Source organism: Pseudomonas sp. ICBG1301 (assembly GCF_016918385.1).
In the GTDB taxonomy this organism is placed as follows: domain Bacteria; phylum Pseudomonadota; class Gammaproteobacteria; order Pseudomonadales; family Pseudomonadaceae; genus Aquipseudomonas; species Aquipseudomonas palleroniana.
Genome location: NZ_JAEKGB010000010.1, coordinates 143,267 through 165,117 on the forward strand (window position 1 = coordinate 143,267; position 21,851 = coordinate 165,117).

23 protein-coding genes and 1 tRNA gene are annotated in these 21,851 nt (G+C 60.5%); 9 read left to right on the forward strand and 15 right to left on the reverse strand.

Annotation, left to right across the window (positions count from 1 at the left end; all coding sequences use genetic code 11):
* Positions 1 to 6: 6 nt before the first annotated feature.
* From sctR to sctW, 8 genes are read right to left on the reverse strand one after another with little or no spacing between them, the layout of a single operon-like run.
* Positions 7 to 660 (reverse strand): type III secretion system export apparatus subunit SctR, encoded by a 654-nt coding sequence (sctR, locus tag JBE38_RS22705; RefSeq protein WP_090366944.1) that lies wholly within the window; start codon positions 658 to 660, stop codon positions 7 to 9.
* On the reverse strand, positions 657 to 1,670 hold the full coding sequence (locus JBE38_RS22710) for a FliM/FliN family flagellar motor switch protein (protein ID WP_205345164.1): 1,014 nt from the start codon (positions 1,668 to 1,670) through the stop codon (positions 657 to 659). Before JBE38_RS22710 ends, sctR begins: the two co-directional genes overlap by 4 nt.
* Positions 1,667 to 2,128, reverse strand: coding sequence for a type III secretion system HrpP C-terminal domain-containing protein (locus JBE38_RS22715; protein WP_205345165.1), 462 nt, complete (start codon positions 2,126 to 2,128; stop codon positions 1,667 to 1,669). The genes JBE38_RS22710 and JBE38_RS22715 overlap by 4 nt, the downstream gene beginning before the upstream one ends.
* Entirely contained in the window at positions 2,125 to 2,553 is a 429-nt protein-coding gene (gene sctO / locus JBE38_RS22720) for a type III secretion system stalk subunit SctO (protein WP_205345166.1), read from the reverse strand. Before sctO ends, JBE38_RS22715 begins: the two co-directional genes overlap by 4 nt.
* Positions 2,540 to 3,898 (reverse strand): FliI/YscN family ATPase, encoded by a 1,359-nt coding sequence (locus tag JBE38_RS22725; protein WP_060754795.1) that lies wholly within the window; start codon positions 3,896 to 3,898, stop codon positions 2,540 to 2,542. Before JBE38_RS22725 ends, sctO begins: the two co-directional genes overlap by 14 nt.
* Entirely contained in the window at positions 3,895 to 4,794 is a 900-nt protein-coding gene (locus JBE38_RS22730) for an FHA domain-containing protein (protein ID WP_205345167.1), read from the reverse strand. The genes JBE38_RS22725 and JBE38_RS22730 overlap by 4 nt, the downstream gene beginning before the upstream one ends.
* A 34-nt stretch (positions 4,795 to 4,828) precedes the next feature.
* Positions 4,829 to 6,922 (reverse strand): type III secretion system export apparatus subunit SctV, encoded by a 2,094-nt coding sequence (sctV, locus tag JBE38_RS22735; protein WP_205345168.1) that lies wholly within the window; start codon positions 6,920 to 6,922, stop codon positions 4,829 to 4,831.
* Entirely contained in the window at positions 6,919 to 7,983 is a 1,065-nt protein-coding gene (gene sctW, locus JBE38_RS22740) for a type III secretion system gatekeeper subunit SctW (RefSeq protein ID WP_205345169.1), read from the reverse strand. Before sctW ends, sctV begins: the two co-directional genes overlap by 4 nt.
* A gap of 262 nt (positions 7,984 to 8,245) precedes the next feature.
* Between sctW and JBE38_RS22745 the strand changes: the two genes are divergently transcribed.
* From JBE38_RS22745 to JBE38_RS22780, 8 genes are all read left to right on the forward strand, one after another.
* Complete coding sequence (locus JBE38_RS22745) at positions 8,246 to 8,797, forward strand: RNA polymerase sigma factor (RefSeq protein WP_060754791.1); 552 nt, start codon at positions 8,246 to 8,248, stop codon at positions 8,795 to 8,797.
* A 224-nt stretch (positions 8,798 to 9,021) separates the two neighbouring features.
* Positions 9,022 to 9,098: transfer RNA gene (locus tag JBE38_RS22750), tRNA-Met, on the forward strand.
* Between the two features lie 427 nt (positions 9,099 to 9,525).
* The gene (locus JBE38_RS22755; RefSeq protein WP_060754790.1) at positions 9,526 to 10,800 is read left to right on the forward strand and encodes a glycoside hydrolase family 68 protein; all 1,275 of its coding nucleotides are present in this window, start codon (positions 9,526 to 9,528) and stop codon (positions 10,798 to 10,800) included.
* 206 nt (positions 10,801 to 11,006) lie between these two features.
* Positions 11,007 to 11,840 (forward strand): EamA family transporter, encoded by an 834-nt coding sequence (locus JBE38_RS22760; RefSeq protein WP_090366950.1) that lies wholly within the window; start codon positions 11,007 to 11,009, stop codon positions 11,838 to 11,840.
* A gap of 94 nt (positions 11,841 to 11,934) precedes the next feature.
* Positions 11,935 to 12,714 carry a PhzF family phenazine biosynthesis protein gene (locus tag JBE38_RS22765; RefSeq protein ID WP_060754788.1) on the forward strand — a complete coding sequence of 260 codons (780 nt, stop codon included), beginning with the start codon at positions 11,935 to 11,937 and terminating at the stop codon, positions 12,712 to 12,714.
* Positions 12,715 to 12,750: 36 nt separating this feature from the next.
* Positions 12,751 to 14,580 carry a gamma-glutamyltransferase gene (gene ggt, locus JBE38_RS22770; RefSeq protein ID WP_205345170.1) on the forward strand — a complete coding sequence of 610 codons (1,830 nt, stop codon included), beginning with the start codon at positions 12,751 to 12,753 and terminating at the stop codon, positions 14,578 to 14,580.
* Positions 14,581 to 14,601: 21 nt separating this feature from the next.
* A complete protein-coding gene (pgeF, locus tag JBE38_RS22775) occupies positions 14,602 to 15,327 on the forward strand; it encodes a peptidoglycan editing factor PgeF (RefSeq protein ID WP_205345171.1) in 726 nt (241 codons plus the stop codon).
* A 71-nt stretch (positions 15,328 to 15,398) separates the two neighbouring features.
* Positions 15,399 to 15,713: a helix-turn-helix domain-containing protein gene (locus JBE38_RS22780; protein WP_090366954.1), complete on the forward strand. Its 315-nt coding sequence runs from the start codon at positions 15,399 to 15,401 to the stop codon at positions 15,711 to 15,713.
* Between the two features lie 27 nt (positions 15,714 to 15,740).
* Here the strand turns inward: JBE38_RS22780 and ddlA are convergent, their stop codons facing one another.
* The 4 genes from ddlA to JBE38_RS22800 form a co-directional block, all read right to left on the reverse strand.
* On the reverse strand, positions 15,741 to 16,835 hold the full coding sequence (gene ddlA / locus JBE38_RS22785) for a D-alanine--D-alanine ligase (RefSeq protein WP_161548335.1): 1,095 nt from the start codon (positions 16,833 to 16,835) through the stop codon (positions 15,741 to 15,743).
* A 44-nt stretch (positions 16,836 to 16,879) separates the two neighbouring features.
* Positions 16,880 to 17,518, reverse strand: a complete 639-nt coding sequence (locus tag JBE38_RS22790) for a LysE family translocator (RefSeq protein WP_205345172.1) — start codon at positions 17,516 to 17,518, stop codon at positions 16,880 to 16,882.
* 80 nt (positions 17,519 to 17,598) lie between these two features.
* Positions 17,599 to 17,820: a helix-turn-helix domain-containing protein gene (locus JBE38_RS22795; RefSeq protein WP_060754782.1), complete on the reverse strand. Its 222-nt coding sequence runs from the start codon at positions 17,818 to 17,820 to the stop codon at positions 17,599 to 17,601.
* A gap of 7 nt (positions 17,821 to 17,827) precedes the next feature.
* Positions 17,828 to 18,391 (reverse strand): DUF2975 domain-containing protein, encoded by a 564-nt coding sequence (locus JBE38_RS22800; protein WP_090366957.1) that lies wholly within the window; start codon positions 18,389 to 18,391, stop codon positions 17,828 to 17,830.
* A gap of 190 nt (positions 18,392 to 18,581) precedes the next feature.
* On the opposite strand from JBE38_RS22800, the gene JBE38_RS22805 reads away from it, so the two are divergent.
* Positions 18,582 to 19,391 carry an AraC family transcriptional regulator gene (locus JBE38_RS22805; RefSeq protein WP_060754780.1) on the forward strand — a complete coding sequence of 270 codons (810 nt, stop codon included), beginning with the start codon at positions 18,582 to 18,584 and terminating at the stop codon, positions 19,389 to 19,391.
* A 58-nt stretch (positions 19,392 to 19,449) separates the two neighbouring features.
* Here the strand turns inward: JBE38_RS22805 and JBE38_RS22810 are convergent, their stop codons facing one another.
* The 3 genes from JBE38_RS22810 to JBE38_RS22820 all read right to left on the reverse strand — a co-directional run bounded on the left by JBE38_RS22810 (position 19,450) and on the right by JBE38_RS22820 (position 21,835).
* On the reverse strand, positions 19,450 to 20,031 hold the full coding sequence (locus tag JBE38_RS22810; protein ID WP_090366958.1) for a flavin reductase family protein: 582 nt from the start codon (positions 20,029 to 20,031) through the stop codon (positions 19,450 to 19,452).
* 52 nt (positions 20,032 to 20,083) lie between these two features.
* A complete protein-coding gene (locus JBE38_RS22815) occupies positions 20,084 to 21,400 on the reverse strand; it encodes a methyl-accepting chemotaxis protein (protein ID WP_090366959.1) in 1,317 nt (438 codons plus the stop codon).
* A gap of 102 nt (positions 21,401 to 21,502) precedes the next feature.
* A complete protein-coding gene (locus JBE38_RS22820; protein ID WP_060754777.1) occupies positions 21,503 to 21,835 on the reverse strand; it encodes a DUF2790 domain-containing protein in 333 nt (110 codons plus the stop codon).
* Between the last annotated feature and the right edge of the window lie 16 nt (positions 21,836 to 21,851).

Below are 21,851 nucleotides of genomic sequence, written 5' to 3' on the forward strand. Positions count from 1 at the left end.
GGTCACTCACAGATAAGAAAGGAACAGGCTGTCGAGCAGACGCGACCATCCGGACACCAGGACGAACAGGAGCAGCTTGAGCGGCAGTGAGATGGTCATGGGCGAGACCATTTGCATGCCCAATGCCAGGAGCAGATTGGAGACGATCAAATCGATGACGATAAACGGGATGTAGATCAGGAAGCCGATCTCGAAACCCGCCTGCAACTGCGAGAGAACAAAGGCCGGCATCAACAGGATCAAGTCTTCGCGCTGAACCTGCTGCGCCATTTCCGGCGGCCACATGCGCGCACTGTTTTCCTTCAGGTGGGTCAGGACATCCGGATCGGTATTGCGCTGCATGAACGTGCGCAACGGCTGGATGGCCACCAAGCCAGTCTCTTGCATCGTCTGCACGCTGCTCAAGTCCAGCGGTGACGCCTTGAGCGTCTGCGCCACCTCATAGCCGACGGGCGCCATGATAAACAGCGTCGCCGCCAGGGCGATGCCATTGATCGCCATGCTCGGGGGTACCTGCTGCACGCCGATGGCGTTGCGGGTAATCATCAGCACGATGACGATCTTCAAGAACGCCGTGCACACGATCAACAACATCGGCATCAGCGACAATGAACCCAGAAACAGCGCGAGAACGAGCGGGTCCACGCCTTGAAAGGTCATCGGGAGAACACCACACGGGACAACTGCAAGCCGAGCCGCCCATCCACCTCAACCAACTGGCCCTGGCCGATGGGCCGGTCGCCATAGTAAAGCCCGGCCATGCCGGGGGCGTATCCGGTTATCCCCAGCACGGCGCCGGGGGCGAGGTTGCGCAACTCGCCGAGGCTCAGGTTCAGCGTGCCGCAGCGTACATTGAGCGCCATGCTCAACTCATCAAATGGCTCATGACCGAACACATCCGTCACCGGTTGGTCGTCCCCGCCTTGCGGAGCGTGATGAGCAATCAAATCTTCATCCACAGTTGTTTCCTCTATTGAAGTCACGGTCAGGCACAGCGACCCGCTTGCATCGTCAATGCACCCGTGCAGGCGATGCTTGCCGACGGGCAAGTAACCGGTGCCCTGCACTTGAAAATAGGTGTGTTCGAGCACCACGACGTCGCCTTCGCGGACGCTGCACAGCTGCGCGATCGACAAACGCAAATGCCCCAGCGTGACCGCGAGCGTCAGTTGGAATCGGTCCGGCATCGGCGCGGCTGTCGGCTGCCAAGGCCCGGCCTCGCACAGTGCCAGGAAGCTATGCGTAGACATCCACAGAAAACCCGCGACCCTGGATGCGCCAAGGCATACCCACAGCCGACAACCGAAGTCCAACACCGGCACCGCGGGGGATAAACGCAGGTAGCCGAACAACGCGCGAACCTGTGGGCTCAGATGTTGTTCAAACAGCGCCCAGAACCAGGAGTCCGGATCATTGCCGGCCTGGGCCAGTGTCACCGGGCACTCGCCCAACAGGCTGAGCTGCGGAGAAGGCTCACCGAACGCCAGCACCCCGCAGGCCGTTTCAAAACACAACGGCGTTACGCCTTCCGGTGCGCGCGCGGGCTCAAGCCGCAACTCCCCGCGCTGGCCGTCGACCTCAAAGGGCAGGCGCAACCCGCCCCCCAACCGACGCAGCGCAGCGACCACGTCACCCTGCACCGGGCGCAAGGCCAGAGGCGGCATCATCACGTGCGCTCCAGATGCGCCAGATGCAGGCTGACCGGCTGGCCAACGGCCTGGGCAATCCGATCCTCACAGCGCTGTCGCACACCACTGAGCCAACGCGTCGTCGTGTCCTGCTCGGCCTCCAACTCAACGCTCCAGGCGCCCTGCTCTCGGCGGATACGGGTCTTAATCCGCCCCAGCCGAGGCACGTACAGCATCGCTTCCAGCGGCCACTGCGAAGCGATGTGTAACCGAGGGGCCAACTGTTCGGTCAATGTCTCGATCATGGCGATCTCTGCGGCTGCGCTTCGTCCCGCCGCAGCGTGGCTGCCATAGCCCGTGGGCTCACCTTCATCAGCGAATAGCCGGCGGAACAACTGCCCTTGTTCTTCAGGGATAGCCACGCCGGCCCCGGCCTCACGCGCCTCACGAAGCTCCCGCAGGCGCGGACGCTCGACCTTGTCTGCCGGCACCTGAGTCACGCCTCCTCCTGAATCAATAAACTGGCCAGTTCCTGAAGCTTTTCGACCTCACGCAAACATTGGCTGACCTGCTTCTGCACGCTGCTGATGTGCTCGGCCTGCTGCGCCTTTTGCTCATGCAAGGCGTGTAGCTGGTCTTCTTCACGCTGGGTGCCGGCCGACAGGTTGCGCTCTTGGGCGCTCCAATCTTTCAACGCCTTGAAGGTCATGACCTGCCCCTGATGCTGACTCAGCAGTTGTGCGCATTGCCGCGCCTCTTCGAGGCGTGTGTGTTCAAGCGCCTGCTGCGCCTGCGCGATCTGTTCCAGCAGGGCTCGCTGGGCTCGCTGGGCGGCACTCAACGCTCGCTCGACACGATCCGCGCGATGCCGACGCAAGCGCCGCAGTGTCTCGACTTCAACACTCAGTGACTCAGAAGGGGACATACGCTGTCAGCTCCGTCAGTTGCTCCAGGGTCGTCGTGATAGGTGATGGCTCTCGCAAGTCCTGGCGCAGAAAACCATCGACGGACTGACGGCTGTCCACGGCCATATCGGTCAAGGCATCACTGCCGGGCTGATACTCACCCAGCTTGAGCATCAGCTCGATCTGCTGATACGCCGACAACAAGCGTCGCAGCGCGGTGCCGGCCCGGATATGTGCGGGCTCGGCCACATTGCTCAAAATCCTCGATAAGCTGGCCAGTACATCCACCGCCGGATAGTGACCACGCTCGGCCAGCTTGCGCGACAGCACGATGTGACCATCAAGCAGGGAGCGAACCTCATCGGCCACCGGATCGCTCATGGAGTCCTGTTCGATCAGCACCGTGTAGATGGCGGTGATCACACCGTCTCGCGTCAGCCCGGCCCGCTCCACCAACCGCGGCAGCAAGCTATACACCGACGGCGGCAAGCCCCCGCGCCCCAGGGGTTCGCCGGCCGCCAGGCCGATCTCGCGCTGGGCTCTGGCGAACCGGGTCAGGGAATCGATCAGCAACAACACCCGCTGGCCTTTGCGCCGAAACCCTTCGGCCAGCGCCGTTGCGGTGAAAGCGGCGCGGGCGCGCTCCATGCTGGAACGGTCGGAGGTGGCACAGACCAATACCGCCTTGGCGCGTAATGCGTCATCCAGCTCATGGTCGAGAAACTCACGCAGCTCGCGGCCTCGCTCACCAATCAGGCCGAACACAATCACATCGCAGTCGACGTTGCGGGCAATCTCGGCCAACAAGGTGGTCTTGCCACAACCGGCCCCTGCAAACAGGCCCACGCGCTGGCCCTCGCCCAAGGTCAACAGGCCATCGATCGAACGCACCCCGGTGGCAAGCGCCCGATTGATCCTCGGTCGCTCGGTCGGCAGCGGCGCTTCGCACAATACGGTGCTGGCATCGAGCGTGTCGGTCACGACAAACGCACTGGGACCGTCCCCCGCAATAGGCCGACCAAAGCCATCCAGCACCTGCCCCAGCAGCGCCTCGCTGACTTGTACTCGGTGTGGCACGCCCAGGCGCTCAACACTGGCGCCTACGCGCACACCTTCCAGGTTACCCAGGGCGCTGAGCACCGCGTCCTGCTGATCGAACCCGATGATTTCGGCCAGCATGCAATCACCCGGTTTTTTCTCCACCTGGCACAAGTCACCAATACGTGCGTCAGGCAACCGGCATTGCAACAGCATGCCGTTCACACGCTGTATGCGACCGCGCATCGAAACGGGCGCAAAGCGGGTCAACGCGTGTGACTGGTTCAGCCGCCACGCTTCCAGGCGCGCCTGTATCGAGTTGTTCACCAGCGCACCTCATACCGTTGCGTACCGTCAAAAATCACTTTGTTGTTGTCGATCAACACCAACCGCAGGCCATTCAGTTCGTCGCCCACGAACAACCGAACGCCGTGCTCAAGCACCACATGGCCGCTGGCGCCGCCGACGATTTGGAGGATCTTGAAGGGGAGTGTGTTATCGCGTACCTGCACGCGGCTGATCACCGGCACGGCGGTGTCGAACTGCTCGGCGAAACGACTGAGCATGCGGGCGACCAACTCGACCTCTTCCTGGGAAACATCGCCGTTGAGGACAATCTGGGCATTGATCACCTGCAAGCTGACCCGCTGAGCCAACTCACGTTCGCTGAGCATCTTCAACAACTGCTGCCGCACCTCGAAGGGCGAGATCAGCTCCTGCTTTTGCTCCACGGCGGGCATCAGCGACGCCTGTGCCCCGCGCCCTGGCGTCGAGACGATACCGATCGCGACGATGACCAAGGCACACAGCAACACCAGGCTGATCAAACGTTTCTGTTGCGACGGGGAGATCGACGACAGCACCAGCCGCTGGGCGGGTTCAGGCGGCGGCGCCAACGGTGTTGGCCGGTCAGGCGGCGCCTGCGGCCAAGGCTGATCAGCCGGCACCACACACAAGCGCACGGCACCGATCACAAAAGGCGTATCGAGTGCCAGGTCGCCGATCTGCGCCAGCACTTGCCCGTCGCTGTCTTGCAACAGCCCCGCTTCGGCCTGCACCGTCCAATGTCCGTCGACCAGTTGCAAACGGGCGTGGTGCTCGGTGATACCCGGGTCCCTCAACAACAGGTCGGCATCCGCGTGGGCGCCAAGGCTCCACTGCTCGCCAAACAACGGCAAAGCGGCGCCTTTTTGCAGTCCATCGAGTACCCGCAGCTCGAACATCATCGCACCTGTGGTGTCAGCATTAACGGCGGTGTCATGCCACTGCTCCGCGCATCAACTCGTCCTGGCCCAGGTCAAAACGCCCCAGTACCCTGACCTTGGAAGTACTCCCCAACTCGGCGAAGGACAGCACCGGCACATGGCTGAATTCGTCCAGCAACAAAGTGCGCAAGGGACTGCGCAGATCCTGTGCCACCAGCATCACGCTCTTGCTTTTGGGCCGCGCCGAAAATGCCTGGTTGAGCAGGTTGATCAGGGCTGCACTGCTCTCGTTGTCGAGGGCAAAGAACACGCCGCTCTGGGTCTGGCGCAACGCTTCGCGCAGGATGTTTTCAGTCTGGGGCGACAGCAGCCAGGCATGCAGGCCATCGGGCTCGCTGTATTGGTGGTAGATCTGCGACTTGAGGGCAATGCGCGCGTAATCGGCCAAGGCATCCGGTTCGCGCTCATGCTGGCCGTACTCGATCAACGACTCGACAATCAAGCGCACCGCACGCAACGGCACGCCTTCGCTGGCCAGGCGCTGCAGCACTGACGAAAACCGCGAAAGCGGCATGATGCGTTGCAGTTCCTGCACCAGTTCCGGCTGGTTGTGTTCCAGCCAACTGAGAATCGCCTTGCTCTCCTGGATACCGAGAAAGCGCGGCCCGCTGAGCATCATCGCTCGCGTCATGCGCTCGATGATCAGGCTCGGGGCAGTGAAACGCTCGACCTGGGGGTCGTCCAATAAAGGGTCATCGGGAGCAAGCCATAACCAGTCCTGCTCATCGCGCTCAGGGAGCCCTCTCTCGCCTCGCTCCAAGGGTGGCGTCAGCAATGCGTATTCAACGGCGATGCGATCACTCAGGGTCGCCGCCATCACCGGCACTTCATGCACGCAGAAGCGCATCTCGTCGGGTGCCAGCAAGTCATCGAATTCGGCTTCAAACGGCGGCAGCGTCAGGCCGATGCTCGTGACCAGCCCGTTGCGGGCCTGGCGAATCTTATGAACGATATCGATGACCTGCGGCGTTGCGTACAACGTCGGGTGGAACTGCAACAGATAGGGGCGTGACGGATCAAAACCGCGCAAGTCTTCGTCACCGTTTTCCTCGGGCCGCACCACTTTTTCAGCCTGCGGCGGCGGGGCAGCCTCGCGCTGGCGCTGACGCGCCAGGTAGTAGCCCAGGCTGCCGGTCATCAGCGAGATCAGAATAAACACCACCGTGGGCATGCCCGGCAGCGCGGCGAAGGCCAGCATGCCCACCGAGGCGATCATCCAGCTCTTGGGCTCACTGGTCATCTGCCGGGCAATTTCGGCGCCCATGTTCTTGGCGCCCTTGCGCCCATCCGGTGCCACACGGGTAATGATCATGCCGGCGGTCAGGGAGATCAGCAGCGCTGGAATCTGGGCGATCAGGCCATCGCCAATGGTCAGCACCGAATACAACGCCATCGATTCTCCCGCACTCATCCCATGCTGGAACATCCCGGTGGAGAAACCACCCAGCAGGTTGATGAGCACGATGATCAAGCCGGCAATGGCGTCGCCTTTGACGAATTTCATGGCCCCGTCCATGGCCCCGAACAGCTGGCTTTCACGGGACAACTGCTCGCGTTTGTCGCGAGCTTGCCCACCGTCGATCAGCCCGGCGCGCAAATCGCTGTCGATCGACATCTGCTTGCCCGGCATGGCATCCAGGCTGAAGCGCGCGGCGACTTCGGCGACCCGTTCGGAGCCCTTGGTAATCACCAGGAAGTTGACCAGGGTCAGGATCATGAAAATCACCAGGCCCACCGCGAGGTTACCGCCCACCACAAAATTGCCGAAGGCTTCGACAATGTCACCCGCGTCCTGCTCCAGCAGGATCAAACGCGTGGTGGCGATCGACAATGCCAGGCGAAACATCGTGGTCAGCAGCAAAATCGACGGGAACGACGAGAACGCCAACGGCCCGGGCAGGTACAGCGCGAGCACGATCAGCAAACAGGAAATGCAGATATTGAGTGCGATCAGGATATCCACCAACCAGGTGGGCAACGGCACAATAAAGATGAACACGATGGCCATGACCACCACCGCGCCTAACACTTCAGCACGCTGCGCCACTTTGAGCAGCACAGCGTTGATGGCGGCCAGCACCGTCACGGGAGGCTCCTCGGCTCACCGTCGAAGTGCAGGTGACCGCGCTCGGCACGGGTGAATTCGTCCATCACCAGCAAGATGTTGTGCAGGGCCTCTTCACGCCCACGGCTGTCACGCCACAGAGCCAGGGGCAAACGTTGCATCACCGGGTACAAGCCGTTGAGAGACACCAGTTGGGCAGCCGGTAGCGCGCCGCCAAAATCGCAAGCCAGCCGCTGGACTTCCGCCGATTCGATACCGGTGCCGGCATAGCCCAGAAGCCGTTGCAGCAGGCCTACCGCATCCAGTTCCGCATCCAGGCGCTGGATCAACGCCTGGCAATTGGATAACGCCCCGCCCAGCTGGCTGCAGCTCTGCAAACCCAGCAGCAACGTACGCAGTTGTGCCGTGGGTACCGAAGGCGTGTGGGCGGCGATATCGTCGGCCAAAGCACGACGCATCAGGTTGAGCCCGGCGCCAAACTGCTCGCCACCGTACACCCCGAGCAGCGATTGCATCATGAACGCCAGGGATTGGCGCATGACCACGCTGGCGTAATACAACGCACGCACCGCTTGGCGCTCCTCTGGGTCACCACTGGCCTGCTGCAGCGTCAGTGCGATATTCAGCCCGGCCTGGATTTCCCGCTTGAAGCGGATTTCCAACTTTGCGAGTGCATCTCGCGCCAGGGCCGCCTCGACTTTGCGCGCTTCAGCTTGCGCCTCGGCCGCCACCCGCTGAAGTACCACGAAGGTGCGCGCAGGATCGCGGCCAGTCAGCTCGAGCAATGTGTCGATACCAGGCTGTAGCAACAGTTGCATGCGGACCTGGCGAGCAACGGTTGCCAATGACGCCTGGGCAGGATGGCCCAGTTGTTCATAGAGCTGGGTGATGTGCTCAATCGGTGTGACCTGCCGCCCAATCGAACGGCGGCCCAGAGCCACGCCATTGAGCGCCATTTCTTCGTTGAATATCTGGGCAATGTCGTCGATAGCCGTGGCACCGGCCTGCGTTTGGGTAACGCCGATGCGGGGTTGATCCGGGCTCAGGATCGGTTGCACATCGTTGAACGGTTCGACTTTCATGGGCGGGCCAGGACAGGGAGTTTGTGTCCCTATGTGGCAGGCGCGCGCCATACGGTTCCATCGAACTATCCCTGCGGCGTTTTTGAAAATACCCGCACAACAGCATCCCCGCTTTTTGCAAAAGACTGCACAAAACCCAGCACAAAAAAATAAATATCTACTTATAAATCAACGAATTAAAACTTTTTTTTCTTTGGCACAGCCAGTGCAAAAGGGGTCACGTCGAAACCACTTCGACCGTGTCCACCCAGAGGAAAAAATCATGGATATCCCTATTGGTGCCCTCGCTCATCTTGTTGGCAGCTCGCCTCAATTCATGCTCCACCTGACGGACGACCAACAAAAAAAACTCCGGCGCTTCATTCATAAGCGCGTGCTCAACCCGGAAGATGCGGACGATCTTCTGCAACTCACCTACCTGGAAGCCTGGCGTAACCGCGAGCGCTACAGCGGCCAGGCGACACTCAGCACCTGGATGTGCGGAATCGCGCAGAACCTGATTCGCAACCACTTCCGGCGCCTGTATGCCAAACCGGTGCATTGCGAATTCGACGAGGCGCTGTGGCATGGCCAGGAGGACAGCCGTAATCTGGACTGGGAGTTCGAGGTCAATCGCCGGCTGGAAAAAACCCTGATAGCCATCAAGGACCTGCCGCAGGAAATGCGCAAAACCCTGTATGCCTCGCTGGAGACGGATGGCAGCTATCAGGACACCGCCGATGCACTGGACATCCCTATCGGCACTGTTCGCTCGCGCCTGTCACGGGCACGTGAACAACTCAAGCGCGTCACCCACACGCCGTTGCGACCTTAAGCCAGACTAGCTGGCCATCGTTGGGCGACAGGGATATCAGCCCAACTCGATCTAGCCTTTTCATGCGCGACAGCAAGGCCGTGCCCATCCCGCCGAAACCTGACGCCCAACCCGCCACTCGTCGCTGTTTAGCCCGATTTTCCTTAAACAGTTGAAAGCGTAGAAAAATTTTCAACAAAAACGCTTGACGCATTCCCGTTCTACGCGAATAATGCGCGCCACTTGGCTACATAGCTCAGTTGGTTAGAGCATAGCATTCATAATGCTGGGGTCCGGGGTTCAAGTCCCTGTGTAGCCACCAAGTACCGATCCATAGATGTCTACAGCAGTCTGTGAATCACCTCAAGAAGCCCGCCTAGTGCGGGCTTTTTTGTTTCTGGACATCCATGCGGGTCCAGCGACGTCAAACTCCCCTCTCTCCAATACGACACCCGCCAACCTGGCTGCTTGATCATGCCTGTACTCCAGGCTTTGAAGACGCCCGCCCACGCCCAGACCAACGCACCACAGTTCTCTGCCGCGAATATCATGCAGGCATCGTCGCCGATCAGGCTTAAAGCTAACTTCTAGAAACGCATCAAGCTGAAACGTATCAGCCTGCGTAAAAAGTCAAATTATGCACAAATGCAAATTTACGCTTGACCCTAAAAACAGGTTTGCCTAAGATGAAACTACTGTATGTACATACAGTATTTTTTATAACTTCCTTCACGGACGAGGTATTACCCATGAAAAGCAACACTGAAAAATTCGGCAAGATCCCCCATCAACCCAGCCTCTGGACTCGGGCCGATGCGCTGAAAGTCCACGCGGACGATCCCACTACGACCCAGCCACTGGTCAGTGCGGATTTCCCGGTATTGAGCAATGAGGTGTTCATCTGGGACACCATGCCGCTGCGCGACCTGGACGGAAACGTGACCTCCGTCGATGGCTGGTCGGTGATCTTCACCCTGACCGCGGATCGCCATCCTAACGACCCGGAGTACATCGACGAGAACGGTAACTACGACATCACCCGCGACTGGAACGACCGCCATGGCCGGGCAAAGATGTACTACTGGTTTTCCCGTACCGGCAAGGATTGGAAACTCGGTGGCCGAGTGATGGCCGAAGGGGTTTCGCCGACCGCTCGCGAATGGGCCGGCACGCCAATCCTGTTGAACGAAAAGGGGGACATTGACCTGTACTACACCGCCGTCACGCCAGGCGCGACCATCGTCAAGGTGCGCGGTCGGGTGGTGACGACCGAGCATGGTGTCAGCATGGTCGGCTTTGAAAAGGTCAAGCCGCTGTTCGAAGCCGACGGCCACATGTATCAGACCGAAGCGCAGAACGCCTTCTGGGGCTTTCGCGATCCTTGGCCGTTCCGTGACCCCAACGACGGCAAACTGTACATGCTGTTTGAAGGCAACGTGGCCGGCGAGCGCGGTTCGCACAAGGTCGGGAAAGCCGAAATCGGCGATGTGCCGCCGGGTTATGAAGACGTCGGCAACTCGCGCTTCCAGACCGCCTGTGTCGGTATCGCCGTGGCCCGTGACGAAGACGGGGACGACTGGGAAATGCTGCCGCCGCTGCTGACCGCGGTCGGCGTCAACGACCAGACCGAACGCCCACACTTCGTGTTCCAGGACGGCAAGTACTACCTGTTCACCATCAGCCACACCTTTACCTATGCCGACGGCGTGACCGGGCCGGACGGGGTGTACGGTTTCGTCGCCGATTCGCTGTTCGGCCCTTACGTGCCGTTGAACGGTTCCGGCCTGGTGCTGGGCAACCCGTCCTCCCAGCCTTTCCAGACCTACTCGCACTGTGTGATGCCCAACGGCCTGGTGACCTCGTTTATCGACAGTGTGCCGACCGACGAAACCGGCAAGCAGATTCGTATCGGCGGTACCGAAGCACCGACGGTGGGGATCAAGATCAAAGGGCAGCAGACGTTCGTGGTGGCCGAGTATGACTACGGTTACATTCCGCCGATGCTCGATGTAGCACTCCAATAACAGCGAAACAGGGTGTTTGGGCAGCGGGCTCGAATTCGATAAAGAGCCCGTTGTGGATAGGATCGAGTATCCCGCCCGGCTCACTGCAACACCGACCCGTTACGGGCTGCAAGGATGCAGCCCGTAACGGGTCTTCCTCTTTGTGAGCTACTTCATCACACTCTTGCCTGTCTGACATACCCTTGAGCGCAGCAGGAACGCCCTTCATGAGCCTCGACGTATTCGCCATCATTCTGCTGGGCGCCGCACTTCACGCCACCTGGAATGCCGTAGTCAAAGGGGGGGCCGACAAGCTCCTGACCACCTGCATGATCGCCTCAGTCGCTTCGCTGATCGCGTTGACGACTGTCCCGTTCCTGGAGCCCCCGGCGCGAGGCAGTTGGCCGTTCATAGGGGCATCAGTGGTTTTCCAGGTGCTGTATTTCGCCCTCATAGCCTCGACCTACCGCGTGGCCGACATGAGCCAGACCTATCCGATCATGCGCGGTACCGCGCCACTGCTGGTGGCGACGGTGAGCGTGCTGCTGTTGTCCGAGGCATTGTCGGCATTCGCCTGGCTCGGCATCGCAATCATCTCCCTCGGCATCTTGAGCATGGCCGCCGTCCCTTCGGCAGGGTCGCGAAAAGGCGTGGTGCTGGCCTTGATCAACGCCGGCGTGATCGCGGGATACACCCTGATCGACGGCGTGGGTGTGCGTAAATCCAGCGCGCCGGCGGCGTACACCCTGTGGATATTCCTGCTGACCGGCATCCCGCTTTGCGCATGGGCCCTGGCCACACAGCGCGGCGTCTTCATTGAATACGTCAGGCGCCACTGGCACCTTGGCGTGGTGGGCGGCTTCGGCACACTGGCGTCCTATGGCCTGGCCCTGTGGGCGATGACTGCCGCACCGATCGCCACGGTTTCTGCGCTACGGGAAACCTCCATCCTGTTTGGCGTGGTGATCTGTGCATGGGTACTCAAAGAGCATCTGACGCGGGCTCGCCTCCTCGCCGCCTGCATCATTGCCGGCGGGGCGATGGTATTGCGCCTGGGCTGAACAGCGTTTGCGCTCAAAAAAACTTCGTATCTGTATTTTGACGCTCCGGGGACCCACTGTTAGTGTCCGGCCTCCCCTACACGGAGTGCTCCTGATGAAATTGGATATCTACCAGGTCGATGCTTTCAGCCAACATCCCTTTGGCGGTAACGCGGCGGCGGTCTGCCCGCTGACCGAATGGCTGACCGATGAGCAACTGCACAACATCGCCGCCGAGAACAACCTCTCGGAAACCGCGTTCTTCGTGCCCCGTGATGGATTTTACGAGTTGCGCTGGCTGACCCCGGAAGTCGAGGTGGACCTGTGCGGCCACGCCACGCTCGCGGCGGCATGGGTCTTGATTCACCAGTTGCCGGATGCACCGGATGTATTGCGCTTCGCCACCCGCAGCGGTGAGTTGCGCGTAACGCGCAATGGCGACGAACTGGCGATGGATTTCCCGGCCAAGCAGCCCGAGCGTTGTGAGCCACCCACCGGCCTGTTGAACGCCTTGGGGGTTGAGCACGCCGAGGTGTATGCCACCGATGACTACATCGTGCTGCTGGAAGACGAAGCCCAGGTCGCCGCCCTGACGCCGGATTTCGTTCGCCTCAAGGGCCTGCCTAAACGCGGAATTGCGGTGACGGCCAAAAGCACGCGGTTTGATTTCATTTCTCGCTGGTTCGGCCCGAATGTCGGTATCAATGAAGACCCTGTCACCGGCTCTGCGCACACCTCGCTGACGCCATTCTGGGCCGAGCGCCTGGGCAAGTCGCAATTGACCGCCGAACAGGGAGGCAACCGTCGTGGACAACTGCGTTGCGAACTCAAGGGCGACCGCGTGATTATCGCCGGGCACGCAGTGCTCTACCTCAAGGGCACGATTTACCTGTAAAAAGGAGCCACCCAAGGACAACAGATCATTCTCACAATGAACGGAGTTCAGCGCGTGCTTTCGATTTCCCGCCGTCAACTGTCAATGGTTGCCGCAGCCTTCGCCCTGGCCGGCTGTCACACCCCCGTCACTGAACAACCTCCAGCACCGGAGCTGGGTTCGGGTTACCGCAGCGATCTTGTGACGCAACACGCCGAGCGCCATATGGCCGCCGCCGCCAACCCGTTGGCGGCCGAAGCCGGGCGTGAGATGTTGCGCCAAGGAGGCTCGGCCATTGATGCGGCGATCGCCATGCAGGCGGTGCTGACCCTGGTGGAACCGCAGTCGTCCGGCATCGGCGGCGGTGCTTTCATCATGCTCTGGGATGGGCAAACCGTACACGCGTACGACGGTCGCGAAACGGCGCCGGCCGGTGCAACCGAGCGCTTGTTCTTGAAGGCCGACGGCACTCCCATGGCGTTTCCCGAGGCGCAGATCGGCGGGCGTTCGGTCGGCACGCCGGGCGTCTTGCGTGCTCTGGAAATGGCCCACAAGCAAACCGGCCACCTGCAATGGGCCAAGTTGTTCGAGCCCGCCATTCGTTTGTCGGAGCAGGGCTTCGCGATATCCCCCCGCTTGCACGCGCTGATTGCCGCCGACCGCTACATCGCGCAGTCGCCTGACATGGCGGCCTACTTTCTGAACGCCGATGGCACGCCTAAAGCCACCGGCACGCTGTTGAAAAACCCGGCACTGGCGAGTGTATTCAAGCGCATTGCCAAGGAAGGACCCGACGCGCTGTACCACGGCCCGATCGCCGACGAGATCGCACGCAAGGTCCAGGGCAATCGCAATGCGGGCAGCCTGTCGCAGGCCGACCTCAAGGGCTATGTCGCCAAGGAGCGCACACCGCTTTGCACCGACTACAAACATTACCGCGTGTGCGGCATGCCGCCCCCCTCCTCGGGCGGGATTGCCGTTGCGCAAATCCTCGGCACGTTGCAGGCCGTGGAGGCCCGCGACCCGCGCCTGGCCATCGCGCCGATGACACCCGTGAAAAGTGCCTCGCCCGCCGGTCTTGAGCCCAGCCCCGAAGCCGTGCACCTGATCGCTGAGGCCGGTCGCCTGGCCTTCGCCGACCGCGCACTGTATGTGGCCGATTCAGACTTCACCCCCGTCCCCGTCGCGGGCCTCGTCGCACCGGACTACCTGGCCCAACGCGCCACGCTGATCGGCGAGCGCAGCATGGGCATCGCCAAACCGGGCCGACCTGCGGGCATCCAGGTGGCGTACGCGCCGGACCGTTCGCCGCTGCGTATCTCCACCTCACAAGTGGTGGCCGTGGACGACCAGGGCGGCGCCGTATCGATGACCACCACGGTGGAAGCGGCGTTCGGCTCGCACCTGATGGTCCAAGGCTTTCTGCTGAACAACCAGATGACCGATTTTTCGTTCATCCCCGAAGAAAACGGCCAGCCGGTGGCCAACCGCGTCGAGCCGGGAAAACGCCCACGTTCGGCCATGGCACCGACCCTGGTGTTCGACCGCAAGAGCGGTGAATTGCTGGCCACGGTAGGCTCGCCGGGCGGCTCACAGATCATCGAGTATGTGAGCAAATCCTTGGTGGCTATGCTCGACTGGAACCTCGACCCGCAAGCCGCCATCAGCCTGCCGAACTTCGGCAGCCGCAACGGTGCGACCGAACTGGAGGCTGGCCTGTTCAGCCCAGGGTTGAAACAGGCATTGCAGGACAAAGGCCATACGTTGAGCGAGATTGAGATGACCAGCGGCATCCAGGCCATCGTGCGCACGCGGGATGCCCAGGGCAAGGTGTCGCTGAGCGGCGGCGCCGACCCTCGGCGTGAAGGCGAAGCGGTCGGCGACTAATTTTTTCAGCGGAGACATCCTGTGCAGCAGGCAGACAATCTCGGCGCCGTCCCCGGCGTCGACCATGGCTTTTGCTCGATCAATGATCCGCTACGGCCAGAAACCGTGTTCATCTGCAAGCAGGTGCACAGCGCCTCGGTGATTGAATGGCAGGCCGATCAGGTGGCCAACACCCTTGAGGCGGACGGCGTGTTCACCCGCGAGCATCAGACGATTGCGGTGATTACAGCCGACTGCCTGCCGGTGCTTATCGCCTCGGAAAACGGCGCAATGGTTGCCGCCGTGCATGGCGGCTGGAAGGGACTGCAAGGCGGGATCATCGCCAACGCGGTGCAACGCTTTGCCGCCCAGGGCATTCCCGTGGACCAATTGCGAGTGGCCATCGGACCGTCGATCAAGCCGTGCTGTTATGAAGTGAGCGAGGGGTTTATCGGGCAGTTCCAGATCGATCAAGGCCACTTGTGGCGGGACGGTCTGACGCCATGGAGCTTTGCGCAACCGACCCCATTGCTGCCACCCGAGATTGCACCGCCGTATGCCAGGCAAGCGGGAAGTGCCTGGTTCGATTTGAGCGGGTATGGGGTGATGCTTCTGCAAGCGGCGGGACTCAAACGTGAGCAGATTGAAGTCAGTGAGGTGTGCACTTATTGCACATCGCCCACCTTCGCCAGCTACCGCCGAAGAACTCATCACCCGCAGGAACCGAAGACGTTGATCTATTCGTGGATTGCTCGCCGAGACCGGTGAGAGAGAACCTACAAAGGATACCGAGAATATTCCAGCGCATATCCTGCACAAAATCGCAAAGGACATGAACCATGCCCCTCACTGAGAAGCAACTGAAGGAACGTGACGCCAAACGTAATATTGGCGAAGAGTTACTGGCCGCCATACAGGATGTTAAAGCGGGACATTACGGCGCTGTGCATCAGGTTGAGATCACTCAAGCCGCAGAAGCCAGGAGTAAAACCGGATTGTCACAACCCAAGTTTGCCGAGCTTTTAGGGGTTTCGGTAAGAACACTTCAAGAGTGGGAACAAGGGCGTCGCTCTCCTTCCGGGGCCGCACGCTCACTGCTGCACATAGCAGCCATACGGCCAGACGTTTTCCGGGAAGTACTCAGTAACGCCTGATGACGCTACTGAGCTGTCGGTCGATGACTACCGACTGATCTTGAGCCCCTTGCGCCCGGCATGGCGCTCCAGTGCCAGCTCGATCAAGCGGCTCACCAGCTCGCTGTAGCTCATCCCCGCCGCCTGCCACAGCTTGGGGTACATGCTGATGCGGGTGAAGCCGGGCAGTGAGTTGATTTCGTTGATCAGCACTTCGCCGTCGTCGGTGAGGAACACATCGACCCGGGCCAGCCCGGAGCAGCCCAGCACCCCGAATGCCTCGATGGCCAACTGGCGGATACGCTCACTGGCGTCATGGCTGATAGCGGCCGGCACCACCACTTGGGCGGCCTGCTCGTCGATGTATTTGCTGTCGTAGGAATAGAAGCCGTTGCTCACCACGATCTCGCCACAACCGCTGGCGATGGGATTGTCGTTGCCCAATACGGCGCATTCGATTTCTCGGCCTTGAACGGCGGATTCCACCAGCACTTTTTCATCAAAACCCAAAGCCAGCTCGACGGCTGCGTGGTACTCGGCTTCGCTGGCAACCTTGCTCACACCCACCGAAGACCCCTGGTTCGCGGGTTTGACGAACATCGGCAAGCCCAGTTTGTTGACGGCCGTTTCAAAGGATGTGCGCGCCGCATTGCCACGGGTCAGGGTGATGAACGGGGTAACGCCAATACCGGCATCGCGTAGCAGGCGCTTGCTGATGTCCTTGTCCATGCACACCGCCGAGCCGAGCACATCGGAGCCAACGAAAGGCATATCGGCCATGCGCAGCAAACCTTGCAGGCAGCCATCTTCACCCAGGGTGCCGTGGACGATGGGGAAGATTACGTCGATGTGTTCCAGCATACCCTGCCCGGAGGTTTCCACGACTTGCCGGCTGCCCTTGCCTGGCACCACCGCCAGTTCGCGGTTGGACTGGTTGAGGGCGATCAGCGCCGGGTTCTCCTGGTTGATCAGGAAGTTCGACGTGTCGTTGAGGTGCCAGTGGCCGGCCTTGTCGATGCCGATCAGGACGGGCTCGAAGCGCGTACGGTCCAAGGCGTCGACGATATTGCGCGCCGATTGCAAAGAGACTTCGTGCTCGGCCGAACGGCCACCAAAAATAATACCCACCCGCACCTTGCTCATGACCCGGCCTCACAGTTGAAAGTAAGGCTTCTTAACACGGGCGGTCAGCGATTCGCCACCAGATGTGCACCGAACAGTACGTAGCAACCACCGGCAAAACGGTCGAGCCACTTGCGCGAACGACTGTAGAGGTTGGCCATGCGCTCACTGGAAAACACCAGTGCAACGGCGCAATACCAACTGAACGACAGGCTGGCCATGACGATCACAGCCAGCGTCAGCAGCAACGGCGAGGGCGAAGGAGGCATGGTCGAGGCGAAGATCGTCGCGACAAACAGGGCGGACTTCGGGTTGGACAAATTACCGAGCAAACCCAGCCGCCAAGCCGACAACAGCGAGCGTCGCTGCCCATCCGCCAGCGGGTTCCGGCCCGCGACCGGTACCGAACGTTTGAACAGCCTGAGCCCCAGGTAAATCAGGTAGCAGCCACCGATAATCTTGAACGCCAGGTACAACATGGGCGCCGCCGTAAACAACGACTTGATGCCCAGGCCACCGGCCACTCCCCACAGCACCGTACCCGAGGCGACACCTGCCGAGGCCGCCACACCATGGCGGCGCGAGGCATTGGCGGCTAACTGGGCGATGTTGAAAAAATTCGGCCCCGGGGTGACGACGGCAACTATCCAGAGCAACGCTAACGAGAGCAATGGCGCGGTATAGACCCAGTGTGAAAGCTCCATAAACTGACCCCTGCTCGAAAAAATCGCCAATCCGTGTGAAAGCAGCATAAGCCGATCCCTGTTCGAAAAATAGTTAGCCGCTACCGCTCGACCGGAGGTTCCGGCATATGCACCAACAGATCACCGGGCTGGCACTGCAGATAGGTGCAGATGGCATCCAGCGTCCCCAGCCGTATACCCTTGACCTTGCCTTGTTTGAGCAACGACAGGTTCTGTTCGGTAATTCCGATGGCGGCCGCCAGGTCCTTGGATTTGACCTTGCGCCGGGCAAGCATGACGTCCAGCTCAATCACAATGGGCATTTCAATCTCAGACAAAGGTGCGGTTTTCGGAATCGACTTCACTGGCCTGCCACAGAATACGCGCAATCACTGCGATACAACCGGCCAGAAACAGTGCCACAACGCTGGGCGCCGTCACGCTCAGGGTGATCAATCGCTCGCCGACCGGCAAGGTCATTGTTATCCAGGCGCTCAGCAATGGTTCGCATAGGAAGTCCAGCAAGACCCAGATCGCGACGGCTTTCCCAACCTTGCCCAAGTGCGAAGCGGCCGTGCTGGAAAAGTACTCACCCCGCGAATAGCGCTGGAACAGCTTGCGCAGATGATTCAAGCCACTCGCCAAGGCCATCAGCGGAATACTCGACAGCACAATGGCGCCCAGGGTTTGCCATAGCGGGAACAGGGCTACCTGGTCCATGCGCCCCTGGATCAGGCGATCGCTCAGCGCAAAACTGAAGCCTCGCCCACCAGTAGAGGAGCTCAAGGTTGGAAACAACCACACAGCCGCGTTCAGGACCAGCATGCCGACAATCAGCAGCAATGTGATCACTGACATTCGTTGGCTAAGCAGGGCAAGACGTTGAGTGTTCATAAACAACCTCGTTGAATTAATGTCGAGGCAAAATAGCGAATTTATTATCGTAAAACAATAATAATTTACCGATACACAATTAAAACCGCTCATCCTTCCCAAAAAAACCTGCACAATCGTTCAAGACCACGCCCCACAACCTGCACAGACTGGGTTAACGTGTTTCCACCTCTATTTGTGACAAGTCACCATGGGCCAACCCACCTCCACCCTCGACTGGCTGCACCGCGCCCCGCACGCCAGCGGCCTGGACCGTATCGAGGCGTACTTTGCGGGCTTTGCATTCGACCCCCATCGCCATGACACCTATGCGATCGGGCGCACTTTGTTTGGCGTACAGAGCTATCACTACCGGGGCTGCATGACCCACAGCCTGCCCGGCACGACCATGGTGATTCACCCGGATGAAACCCATGACGGCCGCGCCAGCAGCGTGGAAGGCTTCAAGTACCGCATGATTTATGTGGAACCGGCGTTGATCCAGCAGATTCTCGGAGGCCGGCCTTTACCGTTTATCCACAAGGGCCTATCGACAGACCCACGGTTATTTCGCGCCAGCGAAGTGTTGCTGCAAAGCCTCGATTGCCCGATCGACCCGATGCAGGAGCAGGACGCACTGTACGACCTGGCCCAGGCACTGAACGCCGCCTCGGGGGTGATTGTCAGCCGCAAGTCGTTCGACTACGTCGCCGCCGAGCGCGCTCGGGAATTTATCCACAGCGCGCTGGGCCGCAGCATTACCCTGGATGAAATGGCCGACCACTGCGGGCGTGATCGCTGGGCCTTGTCGCGGGATTTTCGCTTGTTGTTCGGCACCAGCCCTTATCGCTACCTGACCATGCGGCGGCTGGACCTGGTACGCAGCTTGCTGGCCCAGGGGCAATCGTTGGTAGACGCGGCACTGACCGCCGGCTTCACCGACCAGAGCCATATGACCCGGCAATTTCGCAGCACCTACGGCATGCCGCCGTCGCGCTGGGTGAAGATGCTCGGGCGCTGAAAAAACTGGCTCGCCCTATGTGTGGGAGCGAGCTTGCTCGCTCCTACAGAGGGTGGATTCAGGGCAAAAGTTGACGCCCGACAACCGGTGCGCCGATGCTCAGGAAATTCCCGCCGGCAATGTGGTGCAAGGTGCGTAGCTCATCATGCCCTTCAAAATGCCAATGCCCCTCGCTGAACACGCGCACATCGGCGTAGGCGGCAACCACTTCGCCCAGAAACAGATCGTAGGTCTGCTGGTTGTGGGGTTCGGGTAACAAGCGGCATTCCAACCAGGCCACGCAGCCTTCCAGCAGCGGCGCTTCGGTGTGCTCCCCGCTAAAAGTTTGCAGGCCGTAAGCGGCAAACTTGTCGGTTTCAGCGCCGGTCGTATTACCGACCGTCTGCACCAGGTCAGCCTGGGCCACACAGGGCACCTGGAGCACGAAGGTGCCGGCGCTTTCGAGCAATTGGCGGGTCCAGGTGGATTTGTCCAGGACCACCGCGACTTTCGGCGGTTCGAAATCCAAGGGCATGGCCCAGGCTGCAGCCATGATATTGCGCTTGCCCCCAAAGGCTGCGCTCACCAGTACGGTCGGCCCGTGGTTAAGCAAACGATAAGCTTTGGACAGAGGAACGGGGCGACGATGGGTAGGGCTCATGGAAGGTCGGCTCTTCATGCAAGAAAGAACCTACGATACCTGAGCCCTATGCTCAGCTCGACAGCTGATTGGCGAACTGCCCGACCGCGCTGACCACCTTCTGCGCGCCGTCCTGAATTTCCACAATCACCGTACCCGCCTCGGACGCCAGCGCCAGCCCCTGTTCGGCTTGCACGCGGCCATCGGTCATCAGGGCGACCGCATCGCGGGCCATATCCTGGTTCTGACGCACCACACCGACAATCTCCTCAGTGGCTTTGCTGGTACGTGATGCCAGCTGACGAACTTCATCCGCCACCACCGCAAAACCACGGCCTTGCTCACCGGCACGGGCCGCCTCGATGGCCGCATTGAGCGCCAGCAGGTTGGTCTGCTCGGCAATACCGCTGATGGTCTTGACGATGCTGCCGATCACCTGGGACTGCTCGTTCAGCGCTTCAATGCCTTCGCCGGCCTGCTGCATGTGCTTGGCCAGGTCACGCATCACCCCCACCGCCTGCGTCACGACAGTGGTGCCGCGCTGAGCGCTGCTGTCGGTTTGCTGCGAGGTGCTGTAGGCAATGTTGGCGGCCTCGGCCACGGCCTGCTCCCGGTTGACCTGGTCGGTGATCACCGTGGCGAACTTGACCACTTTGTACACTCGATCATTGGCATCCAGCACCGGGTTGTAGGTCGCTTCCAGCCACACCAGACGACCCTGGCTGTCGACACGCTTGAAGCGCGCCGCGATGAATTCTCCGGCCTTCAAGCGCGTCCAGAAATGCTGGTATTCGGCGCTGTTGTATTCCTCCGGCTCGCAGAATATGCGGTGATGCTTGCCCTGAATCTGAGCCAGGCTGTAGCCCATGCCATTGAGAAAACGGTCGTTGGCGGTCAGCACATGACCGTCGAGGTCAAACTCGATGACCGCAGTGGAGCGCACCAGCGCCGTGATCAGGTTTTCATGCTCACGCGAGGCCTCGATGGTCCGGGTCAGGTCGCTGGAGACGATCGAGAAATATTTGATGCGCCCGTCCGAGCTGCGCACCGGCTGCACGATCGAGCGCAGCCACGCTTCCTTGCCATTGCCGCGCATCAGGCGCACGGTGCCGGCATAGTGTTCACCGCGTACCAGTGCGTTCTTGAAACGCTGCTGGAATTCGTTGTCGCGCACATGTGCCGGAAACAACTCATCAATCAAGCGCCCCGACAGTTGCGTGCCTTGATAAGCCATCTCCTGAAGAAAGAGGGCGTTGACCGACGCGATGCGCCCTTGCGGGTCCAGGGTGATCGCGATCATTTCGCTTTCCAGGCTCTCTTTAACCTGTTGCAAGCTGGACAACTCTTCGCGAAGAGCCGACAGCTCCTGCTTCAAACGGGTCGTGAACATGGGGCACCAATGATCAAATGATGACAGGGTATTTTCTGCATCGGCGCGGCCGGCGTTTTCTGAAGAGGGTTTCACCTCAGATCCAACTATATTCCTGGCCGGTCAGCCGCCATTGTTCCGGCACACCCCCATCACTTGATACTCCAGGGTATTGAGCTTGCCCGTGGAGTCCTCATAGGTCATGCGTGACGGCACCGGGTTGCACGAGCGGATGGGCGGCGTCACGTTGACCACGTTGGCGATGTCCAGCTTCATGCCGTAGCGATACGCCTGTACCTCGGGTGCCGGCTTGCCGACCCTGGCCGCGTAATCGGCCATAGCCTTTTCATTGCGCTCCATCATCAGAGCGAACGTACGATCCCCGCCGCCTTCGGCCAATGCGCCAAAAGACAGGATAGCCGTTAATACACCCAGGCCAATTTTATAAAAGTTCATTACCGGTTCCTCGTCT

Bases quoted from the DNA above. Each gene is read 5' to 3' on its own strand.
- sctR (WP_090366944.1), bottom strand. From the start codon at position 660: ATGACCTTTCAAGGCGTGGACCCGCTCGTTCTCGCGCTGTTTCTGGGT.
- sctO (WP_205345166.1), bottom strand. From the start codon at position 2,553: ATGTCCCCTTCTGAGTCACTGAGTGTTGAAGTCGAGACACTGCGGCGC.
- JBE38_RS22730 (WP_205345167.1), bottom strand. From the start codon at position 4,794: ATGTTCGAGCTGCGGGTACTCGATGGACTGCAAAAAGGCGCCGCTTTG.
- sctW (WP_205345169.1), bottom strand. From the start codon at position 7,983: ATGAAAGTCGAACCGTTCAACGATGTGCAACCGATCCTGAGCCCGGAT.
- JBE38_RS22745 (WP_060754791.1), top strand. From the start codon at position 8,246: ATGGATATCCCTATTGGTGCCCTCGCTCATCTTGTTGGCAGCTCGCCT.
- JBE38_RS22755 (WP_060754790.1), top strand. From the start codon at position 9,526: ATGAAAAGCAACACTGAAAAATTCGGCAAGATCCCCCATCAACCCAGC.
- JBE38_RS22760 (WP_090366950.1), top strand. From the start codon at position 11,007: ATGAGCCTCGACGTATTCGCCATCATTCTGCTGGGCGCCGCACTTCAC.
- JBE38_RS22765 (WP_060754788.1), top strand. From the start codon at position 11,935: ATGAAATTGGATATCTACCAGGTCGATGCTTTCAGCCAACATCCCTTT.
- ggt (WP_205345170.1), top strand. From the start codon at position 12,751: ATGAACGGAGTTCAGCGCGTGCTTTCGATTTCCCGCCGTCAACTGTCA.
- JBE38_RS22780 (WP_090366954.1), top strand. From the start codon at position 15,399: ATGCCCCTCACTGAGAAGCAACTGAAGGAACGTGACGCCAAACGTAAT.
- ddlA (WP_161548335.1), bottom strand. From the start codon at position 16,835: ATGAGCAAGGTGCGGGTGGGTATTATTTTTGGTGGCCGTTCGGCCGAG.
- JBE38_RS22790 (WP_205345172.1), bottom strand. From the start codon at position 17,518: ATGGAGCTTTCACACTGGGTCTATACCGCGCCATTGCTCTCGTTAGCG.
- JBE38_RS22795 (WP_060754782.1), bottom strand. From the start codon at position 17,820: ATGCCCATTGTGATTGAGCTGGACGTCATGCTTGCCCGGCGCAAGGTC.
- JBE38_RS22800 (WP_090366957.1), bottom strand. From the start codon at position 18,391: ATGAACACTCAACGTCTTGCCCTGCTTAGCCAACGAATGTCAGTGATC.
- JBE38_RS22805 (WP_060754780.1), top strand. From the start codon at position 18,582: ATGGGCCAACCCACCTCCACCCTCGACTGGCTGCACCGCGCCCCGCAC.
- JBE38_RS22810 (WP_090366958.1), bottom strand. From the start codon at position 20,031: ATGAGCCCTACCCATCGTCGCCCCGTTCCTCTGTCCAAAGCTTATCGT.
- JBE38_RS22815 (WP_090366959.1), bottom strand. From the start codon at position 21,400: ATGTTCACGACCCGTTTGAAGCAGGAGCTGTCGGCTCTTCGCGAAGAG.
- JBE38_RS22820 (WP_060754777.1), bottom strand. From the start codon at position 21,835: ATGAACTTTTATAAAATTGGCCTGGGTGTATTAACGGCTATCCTGTCT.